The 13,869-nt window shown below is 64.6% G+C and carries 16 protein-coding genes and 1 tRNA gene; 7 read left to right on the forward strand and 10 right to left on the reverse strand.

The window, feature by feature from the left end:
* Positions 1 to 24 precede the first annotated feature (24 nt).
* Positions 25 to 795, reverse strand: coding sequence for a hypothetical protein (locus ACRYLO_RS11630; RefSeq protein WP_482660304.1), 771 nt, complete (start codon positions 793 to 795; stop codon positions 25 to 27).
* Between the two features lie 574 nt (positions 796 to 1,369).
* Between ACRYLO_RS11630 and ACRYLO_RS11635 the strand changes: the two genes are divergently transcribed.
* Complete coding sequence (locus ACRYLO_RS11635) at positions 1,370 to 1,645, forward strand: hypothetical protein (RefSeq protein WP_482660305.1); 276 nt, start codon at positions 1,370 to 1,372, stop codon at positions 1,643 to 1,645.
* 432 nt (positions 1,646 to 2,077) lie between these two features.
* Here the strand turns inward: ACRYLO_RS11635 and rpmG are convergent, their stop codons facing one another.
* Entirely contained in the window at positions 2,078 to 2,245 is a 168-nt protein-coding gene (rpmG, locus tag ACRYLO_RS11640; protein ID WP_066664926.1) for a 50S ribosomal protein L33, read from the reverse strand.
* 233 nt (positions 2,246 to 2,478) lie between these two features.
* Here rpmG and ACRYLO_RS11645 point away from each other — a divergent pair, with 233 nt between their 5' ends.
* From ACRYLO_RS11645 to ACRYLO_RS11665, 5 genes are all read left to right on the forward strand, one after another.
* Positions 2,479 to 2,796 (forward strand): hypothetical protein, encoded by a 318-nt coding sequence (locus ACRYLO_RS11645; protein WP_482660306.1) that lies wholly within the window; start codon positions 2,479 to 2,481, stop codon positions 2,794 to 2,796.
* 10 nt (positions 2,797 to 2,806) lie between these two features.
* Positions 2,807 to 3,373, forward strand: a complete 567-nt coding sequence (locus ACRYLO_RS11650) for a TMEM165/GDT1 family protein (RefSeq protein ID WP_482660307.1) — start codon at positions 2,807 to 2,809, stop codon at positions 3,371 to 3,373.
* Positions 3,374 to 3,476: 103 nt separating this feature from the next.
* Positions 3,477 to 3,974 (forward strand): Dps family protein, encoded by a 498-nt coding sequence (locus tag ACRYLO_RS11655; protein WP_482660308.1) that lies wholly within the window; start codon positions 3,477 to 3,479, stop codon positions 3,972 to 3,974.
* A 130-nt stretch (positions 3,975 to 4,104) separates the two neighbouring features.
* Positions 4,105 to 4,181 (forward strand) — tRNA-Arg (locus ACRYLO_RS11660).
* A 39-nt stretch (positions 4,182 to 4,220) separates the two neighbouring features.
* Positions 4,221 to 6,053 carry a tetratricopeptide repeat protein gene (locus tag ACRYLO_RS11665; protein WP_482660309.1) on the forward strand — a complete coding sequence of 611 codons (1,833 nt, stop codon included), beginning with the start codon at positions 4,221 to 4,223 and terminating at the stop codon, positions 6,051 to 6,053.
* 12 nt (positions 6,054 to 6,065) lie between these two features.
* Here ACRYLO_RS11665 and nth read toward each other — a convergent pair whose 3' ends face one another.
* A complete protein-coding gene (nth, locus tag ACRYLO_RS11670) occupies positions 6,066 to 6,728 on the reverse strand; it encodes an endonuclease III (protein WP_482660310.1) in 663 nt (220 codons plus the stop codon).
* On the reverse strand, positions 6,725 to 7,453 hold the full coding sequence (gene dapB / locus ACRYLO_RS11675) for a 4-hydroxy-tetrahydrodipicolinate reductase (RefSeq protein ID WP_482660311.1): 729 nt from the start codon (positions 7,451 to 7,453) through the stop codon (positions 6,725 to 6,727). Before dapB ends, nth begins: the two co-directional genes overlap by 4 nt.
* A gap of 110 nt (positions 7,454 to 7,563) precedes the next feature.
* On the opposite strand from dapB, the gene ACRYLO_RS11680 reads away from it, so the two are divergent.
* The gene (locus ACRYLO_RS11680; RefSeq protein ID WP_482660312.1) at positions 7,564 to 8,478 is read left to right on the forward strand and encodes a M20/M25/M40 family metallo-hydrolase; all 915 of its coding nucleotides are present in this window, start codon (positions 7,564 to 7,566) and stop codon (positions 8,476 to 8,478) included.
* 148 nt (positions 8,479 to 8,626) lie between these two features.
* On the opposite strand, the gene rpoN is transcribed toward ACRYLO_RS11680, so the two are convergent.
* The 6 genes from rpoN to ACRYLO_RS11710 all read right to left on the reverse strand — a co-directional run bounded on the left by rpoN (position 8,627) and on the right by ACRYLO_RS11710 (position 13,832).
* The gene (gene rpoN, locus ACRYLO_RS11685) at positions 8,627 to 10,132 is read right to left on the reverse strand and encodes an RNA polymerase factor sigma-54 (protein ID WP_482660313.1); all 1,506 of its coding nucleotides are present in this window, start codon (positions 10,130 to 10,132) and stop codon (positions 8,627 to 8,629) included.
* A 104-nt stretch (positions 10,133 to 10,236) separates the two neighbouring features.
* Entirely contained in the window at positions 10,237 to 11,013 is a 777-nt protein-coding gene (gene lptB, locus ACRYLO_RS11690) for an LPS export ABC transporter ATP-binding protein (protein WP_482660314.1), read from the reverse strand.
* 104 nt (positions 11,014 to 11,117) lie between these two features.
* Entirely contained in the window at positions 11,118 to 11,672 is a 555-nt protein-coding gene (locus ACRYLO_RS11695; RefSeq protein ID WP_482660315.1) for an LptA/OstA family protein, read from the reverse strand.
* 4 nt (positions 11,673 to 11,676) lie between these two features.
* The gene (lptC, locus tag ACRYLO_RS11700; RefSeq protein WP_482660316.1) at positions 11,677 to 12,318 is read right to left on the reverse strand and encodes an LPS export ABC transporter periplasmic protein LptC; all 642 of its coding nucleotides are present in this window, start codon (positions 12,316 to 12,318) and stop codon (positions 11,677 to 11,679) included.
* A 53-nt stretch (positions 12,319 to 12,371) separates the two neighbouring features.
* A complete protein-coding gene (locus tag ACRYLO_RS11705) occupies positions 12,372 to 12,992 on the reverse strand; it encodes a ribonuclease D (protein WP_482660317.1) in 621 nt (206 codons plus the stop codon).
* Positions 12,993 to 13,037: 45 nt separating this feature from the next.
* Entirely contained in the window at positions 13,038 to 13,832 is a 795-nt protein-coding gene (locus ACRYLO_RS11710) for a TerC family protein (protein WP_482660318.1), read from the reverse strand.
* Positions 13,833 to 13,869: the final 37 nt, after the last annotated feature.

Consider the following 13,869-nt stretch of genomic DNA (forward strand, 5'->3'; position numbering starts at 1 on the left):
CCGGAATTCCACCCCCAGGCGTTTTCAGAGGGACATGTAGAGCATAGCGTGAGGGTCGCAGTGCTCATCGAGTCGATGCCTGTTGGCAAACTCTGGAGAGGTGGGTGGCTCGCGAAATGCGAGAAGCTCGGGGTTGTCTTCGTGGATCAGCACTGCGTGGGCAGCGAAGGGAACGCCCGGAGATTTATTGCGTACCGAGAGAACTAGCCCATCGATAATCGCCGTTTGTGGGTCATCCTCGATCGAAAGCCTCACTACGGCCAGCCTCAGCATTTTCGTTCGACCGCCCGCGAAATAGACCTTGCCGGACGAATAGAATACTAGCCCAGTGTGCTCGGGCTTTGGATTTTCCACTCCCCAGTCCTCCGACCGATGTTCGAAAACGACTTCGCCATTCTCATTCGGGAATACGCTTATCGCCCCTTCTACCACTTTAAGCCCGAGATATTCGACGGGGGCGTGCTTGCGAAAGTACCGATACCTCCCGCAGAAGCGGTCGGTAAGCCACTTCAGCCCCGCTGCGGTTTGCCCGACCAGCTTCGCGATGTCGGTGTACATTGTGGCGGCAGCATTTGCCACAGCGGCAGCTTCCGCCTCGTGCATTTGCATCACGTAAACCAGCAGCCGCTGGGTCTGATTCTGAATCGAGCTATCTGGATCATCGGAGCCTAGGCGGTCGAGCTTAGCACGGCTGATCGCCGCGCGTAGATGGGCCTTGAGGCTCGGCAGGTTTCGGTCGCGTTTAAACCGAATCCGGGCTTCGGTGAAGCCAGGTTCCAATCGGTAAATGGCCATCAGATGGACTGGTTAAAAGAGACGCTACCGGGCGGAACGGCTCGTCGCGAATAGAGCACGTCTGGGCGCTGTTGTCGATGCATCCATCCCCCTCGTCATAGTCAGCCGCCCCCGCGACCCCTTGTTGCCAATCAGACACCGCGAGTTCAATTCGTCGCAATCGTAACGATCAGCGACCGTCAGAATGCGTAAATCAGCTACGGGATGCAAGCCAAATGCTTGATTGAGCATCTTCAAAGTAGGCGGATGCTCAATTAGCCATGAAAAAAATGAGTTGCAATAGGCGGGCCGGGAGCGCGCGTCAAGTCATTTCACTCAAAATGCGCTGACGGCAGACTTGCCGCAATGCCGGGAATGCGTCATCTTTCCCAATACGGAAGTGGATATGTCGTCGAATAAGGACTGACACCGCTGTCCAGAGGTGGCCCCATTAATGGGGCGCAAAAGAAAAGGGGTCCCGCGCATGACCTGAGCCAACACGCAGAACCCCTCGTCCTGTTGAGCAGGCTGCAACCTGCTCAACGCCTCGGGGGAGAAACTCTAAAACCCAGACCCGGTAAGGAAAGGATATAGAATGCCTACTCCCCTGATTCATGCTGCTACCAAAGCAGCTGAACTGCTGCTGAAAACGGCTGATGCGAGCCATACTTCAGCGGCAGCACTCATTTTTCTCTCGCAGGTAAACGCGTCAGAGCACCTAGAAGTTGCACTTGGCGTGCTCGCGCTTCTCGGCTTCATGCTGTTGATTTGGGATGCTGTGCGATTCATTCGCCGCACGTCGGGTGCGATTATGAGGCTCGTCACCCGGAAGATGGCGAAGAAATCCGTCACAATTCAAGAGCAAAAATAGCAGAGCTGGAGTCGGTTGGGCGGTCCGCTAGGCCTTCGATTGGCCTGTCAAGATCGTCCACCGCTTCCCCCTAGGTTCGACAAGAGCCCGGAAGTTCCAGGTTCACGGTGTTCGAATAAGCCACGCTTGTGATCTCAAGTCAAGCCCAGAGGATTGGCTCAAAATGGGCCGAGTTTCATCGCTCTGTGACCCAGGGTCAGGCCACAGAATTCCGGGGACACCAGAATTCTGGGGACACAATACTCCCAATTCCGGGGATACAACACTGAATTGTCGATAGCCTCGGGGACTCAGAACCCCGCCTACCGCTTGCATTTGAAACACGCCCCGACCCAAACACAAAAAGCCGCAGAAGCGATCCTTCTGCGGCTCCGCGTGCCGTGGGCGGTCCCGGCCTGCGCCGGGACTGCGTAAGATCGGCTGGCGCCGGTCTTACTTGATCTTCGCTTCCTTGAACTCGACATGCTTGCGCACGACCGGGTCGTACTTGCGGAAGCTCAGCTTCTCGGTCTGGTTGCGCGGGTTCTTCTTGGTCACATAGAAAAAGCCGGTGTCAGCGGTGCTGACGAGCTTGATCTTGACGGTAGTCGGCTTGGCCATCGACCTGGTCCTGCAATTATCAAAAACGAATAAAGCGGCCGCGCGCTGGCAGGCCGCTATCAGGAGGGGGCGCATGCCGGTTTGGCGCGGCGATGTCAAGCGCGGGGAAGGATTCGGGGTCGAACGAAGCGCCCTTCCCGCTCACCCGAAACACCCCGTAGCCGCCCTTAGCGAGTTATTCACCATGTTGTCGCACGCTGCCGCCATGAGATGAAGCGACACGGGAGGCAGGCATGGCACAGGGACAGAATTGGGTGCTGACCAACGAACTGCACCAGCGAATCGATTCGATCGCGACGCGGGCCGCGCGCGCCGCCACATCCGACCTTGCCGCCGATCTCGACGCGATTCGCCGCATCGCGATGGCCAATGGCCTGACCCCGGCGGTGTGCATCGTCCATGCGATCGAATCGGCGCTGGCGGCCGGGCAACGCGGGCCGATGATCGCCGACGGCCTGTCGCTGCTGCGCGATGCGGTGGCGTGCGGGCGCACCGATTCGCGCGCCGACGCGGCCTTCGCCGCGGCTTGCTCGATCCGTCTCGCCAGCTAGAAAGGCTCCCATGGAGGCGGTGGTCCCTGCGTTCATCGCCGCATTGCTGGTCCAGGCGGGAGATCGCTCGCCTTGGCTCGTCGCGATCCTGGCCGATCGTTATGGCCGCCCGTTCACCGTCGCGTTCGCCGCGCTGTTCGCCCATGCGGTGGGCAATGCCATCGCCGCGACCGGCGCGCTGCTGATTGCTCCCCTGCTCACCCCCAATGCCAAGCAATTGCTGCTCGCACTCGCGCTGGTGTTCGCGGCGATGGGGGCGTTGTGGCGGTTGAAAGCGCCCGACCGGCTGGAGCGCTGGCGGCTCGGGGCATTCCCCACCCCGCTGCTCGGCGTGTTCATCCTCGCGCTCGGCGATACGACGCAGTTCTTCACGCTGGCGCTGGGGGTGCGCGGGCCAAGCCCATGGTTTGCGTTCGGGGGTGTGTGCGCGGCGGTCCTGGTCGTCAACCTGGCGGCCGCGTTGATGGGAGAGCTGAGCTGGCGCCAGTTGCCGATTCGGGGCTTTCGCATCGGCTTTGGGCTGCTCGCGTTGCTCGTCGGCGCGGTGATCGGCGCGGGGGCGCTGCGCCTGATCTAGCCGGTCAATCACCCTGATCGGGCAATTGCATCCGGCAGCATGGACCCCAAATGGTAGAGAGTCGTTACAGACCCGACTCAACTATCAGCGAGGGACATTCACCATGGCCGATACCGCCAACGACCTGAAGACGCCGACCGATCTGAACCGCAACGACACCAAGAGCGTCGCGGACGCGCTGAACGGGATCCTGGCCGACAGCTATGCGCTGTATCTGAAGACCAAGAATTTCCACTGGCACGTGTCGGGGCCGCATTTCCGCGACTATCACCTGATGCTCGACGAGCAGGCGGCGCAGATTCTGGCGACCACCGACGCGATTGCCGAGCGGGTGCGCAAGACCGGCAACACCACGCTGCGTTCGATCGGCGACATCGCCCGCCGTCAGACGATCAAGGACAATGACGCGGATTTCGTCAGCGCCGACAAGATGCTGGCCGAACTGCGTGAGGATAACCTCAAGCTGGTCGAGCTGCTGCGCGAGGCGAAGGAGATTGTCGACGAGGCCAAGGACAACGCCACCAGCGGCATCCTCGACGACTGGACCGACCAGGCCGAGGAACGCGCATGGTTCCTGTTCGAGACGAGCCGCAAGGGGTAATGCCCGCGCGCCGGATCGCGCGACGGCGCGATCCGGCGACTGGCTCACGCATGCTGTCGCGATTTCGGGAAGACCATCGATCGGGTTTGCGTTGACCGAGCGCTACAGAGCAAGCTAGGGGAGCCGTACTGCACCCGTAGCTCAGCTGGATAGAGCGCTGCCCTCCGAAGGCAGAGGCCAGGGGTTCGAATCCCTTCGGGTGCGCCAGCCTCTTCCCCCGATCTGCTCTCAAACCATGATTGTCAGATGCGCACGCGTACCCGGTCGCTATGGTCGGCGCGGATGCGTATTCTTTTGACGTTCGCCCTGTTTTCGATCTCGACCGGCGCGCTCGCTGCTGAGCGCGTCCCGGTGCCGGCTGCTGCCGAGGCGAGGCTGGCGGCCCGCGATTTTCCCGGAGCCGGAGCGATTATCCTCCCGGCGTTCGAACAATGCATGGCGGCGCCCAACCCGGGCGACACGTGCCTCGACATCGTGAAGTTCATGATCCGGATGGCCGATACGGCCGGCGACGCGACCAATTACGACAAGCTGCTGGCGGTCGCCCTGCGCTATGCCGAACTGGTCCTGCCGCCACTGGACCGCGAGCTCGCCGATTTGCGCAGCAAAGCCGCCGACCGCCGGTTCGTCGCCGGCGACTATGCCGCGGCGGAAGCGCTCTATCGCACCGTGCTTGAGGCGCGACGGGTGGCGACACCCGTGGACGACCCCGCGCTCGTACAGGCGCTGTCCGATCTGCACCTGACGCTGCGGCTGCTCAAGCGCTATGACGACGCCTTGCCGTTCGCGATCGAGCGGACCGCGGTCGCGCGCCGCGTGGGGGACCCCGCGAAGCTGGCTGACGCATTGTGGCGTGAAGGCCAGACTCTGTTGAACCTGACCCGCTATGCCGAGGCCGAAGCACGGCTTCGCGAGTCCGCTGCGCTCGACGCGCGCGGGGGCGAGGCGCGACGGGCGGCACGGCTGGCGACGCTCGATCTGCTTTCGCTCAGCCTGTTCGAACAACGCCGCTTGCCGGAGGGACGGACGGTAGCGGTTGAGGCGCTGGCACTCGCGATTGCGGTTGAGGGCGAGCGCGGCGACACCACGCTGGACGTCATGGGTGACATCGCGATCTATGACCGCGATCTGGGCGATCTCGATGCGGCGGAAGCCGGACTGCGTGCGGCGATCCTCCGCGCCGACGGGACATCGAATGCGGCGATCAAGGTGCGCGTCCGGCTATACTCCGCGCTTGCCACCGTGCTGTTACGGCGCGGCCGCGCGCTCGATGCGGCGCAGATCATGGCGAGGCCAATCGACGAAATGGCGTCGTTGAGCACCAGCGAGCAGAATGACCTGTCCGACGTGCTGCAAAACTATGCCGTGACCCTCGCCGAGATCGGACGGCTCGCCGACGCGGAGGTGATGTCGCGCCGCGTGCTGACGATCCGCAAGGCGACGCTGCGCGCGGACGATCCGCTGATCGCGCGCGCTCTCAGCACGCTCGGCTACATCCTCGACAAACTCAATCGGCGCGAGGATGCGCTCGCCGCGCATATCGAGGCGACGACCCTGCGGCTGGGACAGGGCAAGGATGAGGCCACACTGGCGCGTGACGATTTGCTGATCGTGTCAGTCGGCAATGTCGCCGTCACGCTGGTGCAACTGGGTCGCCTCGAACAGGCCGGGCCGTTTCAGGAACTGGCGTTGCAGCTGTCGAAAGCGCGGTTTCCCGCCGGGTCGCCCGATCTGGCGACCGCGCTTAATCGCTGGGCACAATATCGCAAGGCGATGGGGGCGTGTGACGGGCTGGATGCGGCGCGGGAGGCGCGGGCGATCTGGGCCAGGGAGGCCGGCGTCGTGTCGCCAAACCTGGTGATCGGCGACATCAACCTGGCGCTGCATCTGCGACAGTGCCGCGGCGATGCGGCGGAACAGCGGACCTATTGGCGCGACGCGGTGCGCTATCTCCTCGCCGATGCGGGGCAATCGACCGACTATGACGCGCGCGCCAAGACCGTGCTGAGCGACCGACGCGTCGTGTTTCTCGGCAATGTCGATGCCAATTGGCAACTGGCGCATGGGCCCAAGCGCTAGGCGCGCGCGAGCCTAAGCCGTGGCCTGCTTCACTGCTCTGGGCGCGGGCGTCTTTGGCTTGAACGCGCACAGGTCCGCGACCGGGCAGCGCCAGCATTCGGGGGTGCGCGCCTTGCAGATGTAGCGGCCGTGCAGGATCAGCCAGTGGTGTGCGTGGAGGCGGAACGGCTGCGGCACGCCCTTTTCCAGCTTTTTCTCGACTGCCAGCGGTGTCTTGCCACGGGCGAGGCCGGTGCGGTTGCCGACGCGGAACAGGTGGGTGTCGACCGCGAAGGTTTCGTGGCCAAAGGCGACGTTCATCACCACATTGGCGGTCTTGCGCCCGACGCCGGGCAGTTGTTCCAGCGCGTCGCGGTCCTCGGGCACCGCGCTGCCATGCTGGGCGATCAACGCTTCGCTGAGCGCGATGACATTCTTGGCCTTGCTGTTGAACAGGCCGATTGTCTTGATGTGCTGCTTGAGCCCCTCTTCGCCCAGCGCGACCATCTTTTCGGGGGTATCGACTTCGGCGAACAGGCGGCGGGTCGCCTTATTGACGCCGGCATCGGTCGCCTGTGCCGACAACACCACCGCGACGAGCAGCGTATAATCATTGACCGATTCGAGTTCGGTTTCAGGATGCGGGTTGGCCGCGGCCAGCCGTTCGAAAAAGGCGAATATGTCCGCCTTTTTCAAAGGCCCAGCACCGCATCCATGGAGTAGCGCCCGGCCGGCTGGTTCGCGAGCCACAGTGCCGCGCGCACCGCGCCACGTGCGAAGATCGCGCGGTCCTGAGCGTAATGCGCCAGTTCGATCCGCTCGCCCTCGGTCGCGAGCATCACGCTGTGATCACCGACGATGCTGCCGCCGCGCAGCGCGGCGAAACCGATCGTCCCCTCCGCGCGCGCGCCCGACAAACCAGCGCGATCGGCGACGCGGACTTCGCCCAGCGGCACGCCGCGCCCGGCGGCAGCGGCTTCGCCCAGCATCAGCGCAGTGCCCGACGGCGCATCGAGCTTGTGCCGGTGATGCGCCTCGACAATCTCGATGTCCCAATCGGGGCCGAGCCGGGTCGCCGCCTCCCGCACCAGCCGGGTGAGCAGCACGACGCCGAGCGAGGTGTTGCCGGTCTGAAGCACCGCGATGTCGCGCGCAGCCTCATCGATCGCGGCATGGTCGGCAGCGGTCAGGCCGGTGGTGCCGATCACGATCGGCGTGCCGGCATCACGCGCGGCGGCGAGATGCGCGCCGAGCGCCGCCGCGGTGGAGAAATCGACCAGGGCATCGGCGGCGCGCGCCAGTTCGACCGGATCGTCGCCCGCATCGGCACCGCCGGCGAGGCGCACGCCCTGAACGGCCAGAATGTCGCGGATCGCGGTGCCCATGCGGCCGAGGCTGCCGTAAATGCCGATGCTGGTCATGCGTCGTGCTTGGCGGGGCAAGCGGCGGACTGCAACAGGGGAAATGTTGCGGGAGCGCGCGCCTCAGCTTTTCGCTTGCGGTGCAGACGGTTGGTGGCAAAGCAGGGGCGATGTTTCTTCGATCGCTTGCGCTCGCCGCTGCCCTGCTCTCTCCCGCCACCGCATCGCCGGAGCAGTTGTTCGAGGATGTCCGCATCCTCGCCGCCGACGACATGGCCGGGCGGCTGGTCGGCTCGCCGGGATCGGCCAAGGCGCGCGCCTATCTCGTCGCGCGGATGCAGGGGATCGGGATCGAGCCGTTCGGGGAAGGATACGCGCAACCGTTCACCGCGAAGCACAAGGATCAGACGCTCAACGGCGTCAATCTGATCGGGCGGATTCGCGGGACCGGGAGCAGCGACCGGGTGCTGGTGATCGGTGCGCATTACGACCATTTCGGGGTGCGTGACGGCAAGGTGCTGAACGGGGCAGACGACAATGCATCCGGTGTCGCGGCCTTGCTGAAGATCGCTGCTGATTTTGCGCGCAACCGGCCGACGCATGACGTGATCTTCGCTTTATGGGATGCCGAGGAACAGGGCATGTATGGTGCGCATGCGTTTCTGGAGGCGCCGCCGGTCCCGGTGGAGCGGATCGCGATGAACCTCAACCTCGACATGATGAGCCGCAGCGACAAGGGCGAATTATGGGTCGCCGGGGCGCAGCATTACCCGTTCCTGCGCGCGCGGTTCGAGCGGCTGGTGAGGGAGGCCCCGGTCACGTTGAAGATCGGACATGACGGCCCGCCGTGGAAGGGCAGCGACGACTGGACCGCCGGGTCGGACCATTTCGTGTTCCACCGGCGCGGCATCCCCTTCGCCTATCTCGGCGTCGAGGATTATCCCGACTATCACCAGCCGAGCGACGATTTCGAGACGATCCCGAAGGATTTTTTCGCGCGATCGGCGGCGACGGCGGTGATGGCGGCGCGGTTGTTCGATCGGGAGCTGGGGGCGATTGCGAAAGAGGCTGGGCGGGGGGAGTAGCCTGCTCTGGCATTTGCCTGCTGCTCCCCTCCCGCTTGCGGGAGGGGCGGGGGGAGGGCCTGTCTACAGGCGACGTCGTGGAGCGACAGGCCCTCCCCCGACCCCTCCCGCAAGCGGGAGGGGGGAAGAAGGGTAAACGCCGACGGGTTTACGCCCCCTCCAGTGCCTTTTGCCGCCGTCGCTGGACCGAGCTGCCGATGCCCATCGCCTCGCGATATTTCGCGACCGTGCGGCGGGCGATGTCGAAGCCCTTGGCGTTGAGCATCTCCACCAGCGTGTCGTCGGACAGGATTTTCTTGGGATCCTCCGCCTGGATCAGCGCGCGGATCGCGCTCTTGACCGCTTCGGCCGAGACCGCGTCGCCGCCTTCCGATGACTGGATCGCGCTGGTGAAGAAATATTTGAGCTCGAACAGCCCGCGCGCGCACGACAGATATTTGTTGCTCGTCACGCGGCTGACCGTCGATTCGTGCATTTCGATCGCCTCGGCGATCTGGCGCAATGTCAGCGGCTTCAAATGGCTGACGCCGTGGCGGAAGAACGCCTCCTGCTGCTTCACGATCTCGGATGCCACCTTGATGATCGTGCGCTGGCGCTGGTCGAGCGCTTTCACCAGCCAGTTGGCGCTGGCCAGCATGTCGGACAGCCACGCCTTGCTCGACTTGTCCTGTGGCCCGGACGACACCTCGGTATAGTAGGCGCGGTTGACCAGCACGCGCGGGAGCGTGGCGCTGTTGAGTTCGACCGCCCAGGCCGCGCCGCGCTGCGCCACGAAGATGTCGGGCGTGACGGAAGGCACGGCTTCCCCGCCATAGCGGCAGCCCGGCTTGGGATCGTAGCTGCGCAGTTCGCGGATCATGTCCGCCATATCCTCGTCATCGACGCCGCAAATGCGCTTCAACCGCCCCAGCTCGCCGCGCGCGAGCAGGTCGAGATTGGCGATCAGCGCCGCCATGCACGGGTCGTAGCGGTCCGCCTCCTTCGCCTGCAGCGCGAGGCATTCGGCCAGGTCGCGCGCGCCGACGCCGGTCGGGTCGAGCGTCTGGATCACCGCCAGCACCGCCTCAACGCGTGCGAGCGGGACGCCGAGCCGGGTGGCGATATCGAGCAACGACGCGGTGAGGTACCCGCATTCATCGATCTGATCGATCAGATGCAGGGCGATGAACAGGTCCGCGCCGTCGATCACCGCGCCGATCTGCGCCGTCAGATGCTCGGCGAGGCTCAAATCGCGGGAGGAGAAGCTGTCGAAATCCGGGCCGTCCTCGCCCCCCGCCCCGGTGCCGGCCATGCCGAGCCCGCCATCGAGCCCGCCGACCGAATCCGCCGCGCTGTCATGGTGGAAGGTTTCGGCGGTCATATCGACGTCGAGCGCCGCTTCCCCGGTCGCATCGCCGGAGGTGAGGAGTTCGCTCGAATCCGCCGGGCCATCGCGTTCGATGACCGGTTCGGACGGTTCGCCGGGGTCGGCGACATCGCCACGCTCGTCATCGCCGCGCGCGGCGTCGAGCAGCGGGTTCTTCTCGAGCTCTTCGGCGATGAACGTCTCGATCTCGAGGTTGGACAGCGCAAGCAGCTTGATCGCCTGCTGCAACTGCGGCGTCATCACCAGCGATTGCGACTGGCGCAGATCGAGGCGCGGCGCGAGGCTCATTTTATTTGTTCAGGCGGCACCGGCCCGCTCCCCCACCCGGCCACCCATTGAGTGTACCTTGTGGGTGGCCGGGTGGGGGAGCGGGCCGGTGCCGCCATCCAAAGTCACAGCGAGAAGCCCTCACCGAGGTAGAGGCGGCGGACATTCGCGTCCGCGACCAGATCCTCCGGCGACCCGGCGAACAGCACCCGGCCGTCATAGATGATCGAGGCGCGGTCGACGATGTCGAGCGTTTCGCGGACATTGTGATCCGTGATCAGCACGCCGATGTTGCGCGTCTTCAACTCCTTCACCAGATCGCGGATATCGGCGATCGAGATCGGGTCGATGCCCGCAAACGGTTCGTCGAGCAGCATGATCGACGGGTCGGCGGCGAGCGCGCGGGCGATTTCGGCACGGCGGCGCTCACCGCCCGACAACGCCATTGCCGGGGCGTCGCGCAGCCGGGTCAGGCCGAATTCGTCGAGCAGCTTTTCGAGCTTGCCCGCACGCGCGGCCTTGTCCGGCTCCGACAGTTCGAGCACGGCCGAGATGTTCTTCGCCACCGAAAGCCCGCGGAAGATCGAGGTTTCCTGTGGCAGATAGCCAAGGCCCAGGATCGCGCGGCGATACATGGGCAGCGGCGTGATATCATTGCCGTCGAGCATGATGCGCCCGGCATCGGGCTTCACCAGCCCCATGACCGAGTAGAAACAGGTGGTCTTGCCGGCACCGTTGGGGCCGAGCAGCCCGACCACCTCGCCGCGCCCGACGGTCAGCGACACATCCGACAGCACCACGCGCTTGTCATAGGATTTGGCGATCGACACGACCGCCAGTCCCGACCCGGGCGGCGCGCTCGCATCGATGGTTTCAGGTTCCAGTGTCTCGACGTCTGCCATGCTGCCTTCCCTGATCGCAGGAGATGCTTAGCGAATCCTCACCACCCAGTCACTTGGCAAGTTTTATGCATGGATGCGGGCGACGATCCGCCCCGACGTCCCGATCAGTTGCGCTCGGGAACCGTGAAGCGCCCGGTAACGCGCCCGCCAGAGCGGGTCACGGTGCCATCGGGCGCACGGGTCGTGCCAACGCCCGAACCGTCGATCGACGCGCGGCCGCTGTCGAGGTCGAGCGTCAGCCGTCCGCCGCTGACGGTGTTGCCGCCCTGGGTCAGGCTGACATTGCCGAGCATCGTGATGACGCGGCGGTTGATGTCGTACACGCCATATTGCGCGCGGGCGGTCTGGTCGGGCCGCGTCACGGTGACCCCGCCCGACGCATCGAAGCGCGTTGCGGCGGGCGAACCGTCGATGACCTGGCCGCTATAGGACACGGTCACCCGCGCGGCGTTGAGCGTCAGGTTCGCCTGCGTGATCTTGACCCCGCCGGACAGAATCGCGCGATTTGCGCGATCGTCCAGTTCGATGCTCTGCGCGTCGAAATCGATCGGCGCGCTCGAGTCATGGCGCGACTGGCCGACCGCTGCGCCGCCGATCAGGGCGGTGGTGACAAGGGCCGCAGAGGCGGCGATCAGCAGGGGGCGGGGCGTGCGGGCCATGATGTTACCTATTTGCGCGCTTGGGATCGATCCGCAAGCGGGCATTGCCCTCTATTTTTACGGTCCGCTTGTCGAGGTCGGCGGTCATCTTGTCCCCGCTGAAGTTCCCGAGCGGCGTGCTGCCCGATACGCTGCCGGTTCCGGTAAGCTCGCGAGACTTGAGATCGATCGTCGAATCGCGCGTGTCGAGCCGGTATCCGTCAGAGGTGCGGAACTGGATCGGGCCGTCGACCGCAACCTGTTCGCGCTCCATGTCGTAGCGGCCCTTTTCAGCCTTTACCTGCGCGGGGCCGTCCGACAGCTGGATGCCGGCGGTCAGGTCGTTGAGCTGAACCACCGGCTCGGCGGAGCTTTTCTGCACCGCCGATCCGGCCTGAAGCACAAAGGCCTGGCCCTTGGCATCGGCACCGCGATAGCGCGCCGACTGGATGCGCAGCCGCTCGCTGGCGACATCGACCTTGTTCTTGTCGAGCATGAACGACACGTCGCCGCCCATGAACAGCGGCGCCATCACCAGAAACGCGCCAAGCACGCCGATGCCGGCGGGCAGGACCGCGAGCAGCGTACGCACGATTCGGTCATGGCTGCTGCCAGGCCGCGCCCAGCGCTTGCGCCGCGAGCGTTCCTGGACAGCGATTTCAGACATAGGTGACACCTTCAGTGGAGCGGCGCCGGCGCTCCCGATGCTGTGAACCAAACTCACGCATGCGCGAAAATATCCGTTTCGGGCCAACCGGCGAGATCGAGGTCGGCGCGGTGCGGCAGGAAGTCGAAACAGGCCTGGGCCAGCACCGTCCGCCCTTCGCGCGCCAGGCGGCGGATCAATTCTTCACGCATGGCGTGCAGGTAGCGCACGTCGGACGCGGCATATTCCTTTTGCGCGTCGCTCAGCACCGGGCCGCCCCAGTCGGACGATTGCTGCTGCTTGCTGATTTCCTGACCCAGCAATTCGCGCACAAGATCCTTTAGCCCGTGGCGGTCGGTATAGGTGCGCACGAGCCGCGAGGCGATCTTGGTGCAGAACACCGGGGCGGCAGTAACGCCCAGATAATGGCGGATCGCGGCCAGATCGAAGCGCGCGAAGTGATAGAGTTTCACCCGCGCCGGATCGGCGAGCAGCGCGCGCAGATTGGGCGCGGCATAGTCGCTGTTCGGGCCGAACCGCACCAGATGCTCGTCCGGGCCGCCATCGGACAGCTGGACGAGACACAGGCGATCGCGCGGGGTGATCAGCCCCATCGTCTCGGTATCGACGGCGATATCGGCGCCCGGCGCGAACACACCCTCGGGCAAATCTTCTTCGTGTAGATAAACGGCCATCGCCTGCGCCTAGCCGGTTATGGCTTAACGCTCAACAACCGCGAATCAGGCACCGCCGCCGCCAGCGCGCCTTTCGGCGCGGCGGCGCGATGCCATGTTCAACATCTCGACCATCGCCGAGAACGCCATTGCGGCGTAGATATAGCCCTTGGGCACATGGACGCCGAAACCGTCGGCGATCAGCACCGCGCCGATCATGAGCAGGAAGCCGAGCGCGAGCATGACCACGGTCGGGTTGCGCTTGATGAAATTGGCGAGCGGGTCGGCGGCGATCAGCATCACGATGACGGTGACGATCACCGCGACGAACATGATCGCGATCTCGTCGGTCATGCCGACAGCGGTCAGGATCGAATCGACCGAGAACACCATGTCGAGCAGGATGATCTGAAAGATCGCCGAACCGAAGTTCATCGTCGCGACCTGCTTCTTGTCGAGCACGTCATGGTCGCTGGGCACCGGATCGATCGTGTGGTGGATTTCCTTGGTCGCCTTCCACAACAGGAACAGGCCGCCGGCGATCAGGATCAGGTCGCGCCACGAGAAGGCGGTTTCAAAGCTCGGCTCCCCGGTCGGACCAGTCGCCCCCTGAATGCCGAGGTCGAACACCGGCGTGGTGAGCGAGACGATGACAAAGATCATCGAGAGCAACAGGATTCGCATCACCAGCGCCAGGCCGATGCCGATTCGACGCGCCTTTTGCTGCTGATGCTCGGGCAGCTTGTTGGTCAGGATCGAGATGAAGATCAGGTTGTCGATTCCCAGCACCACCTCCATCACGATCAGGGTGATGAGGGCGGCCCAGGCGGCCGGATCGGTGATCAGCGCAGCGATATCCATGGCGCCTCTGTGCCGTCGCGCGCGGCGTCGCGCAAGT

The sequence above is a fragment of the Sphingomonas sp. SDUR79 genome (assembly GCF_056821745.1).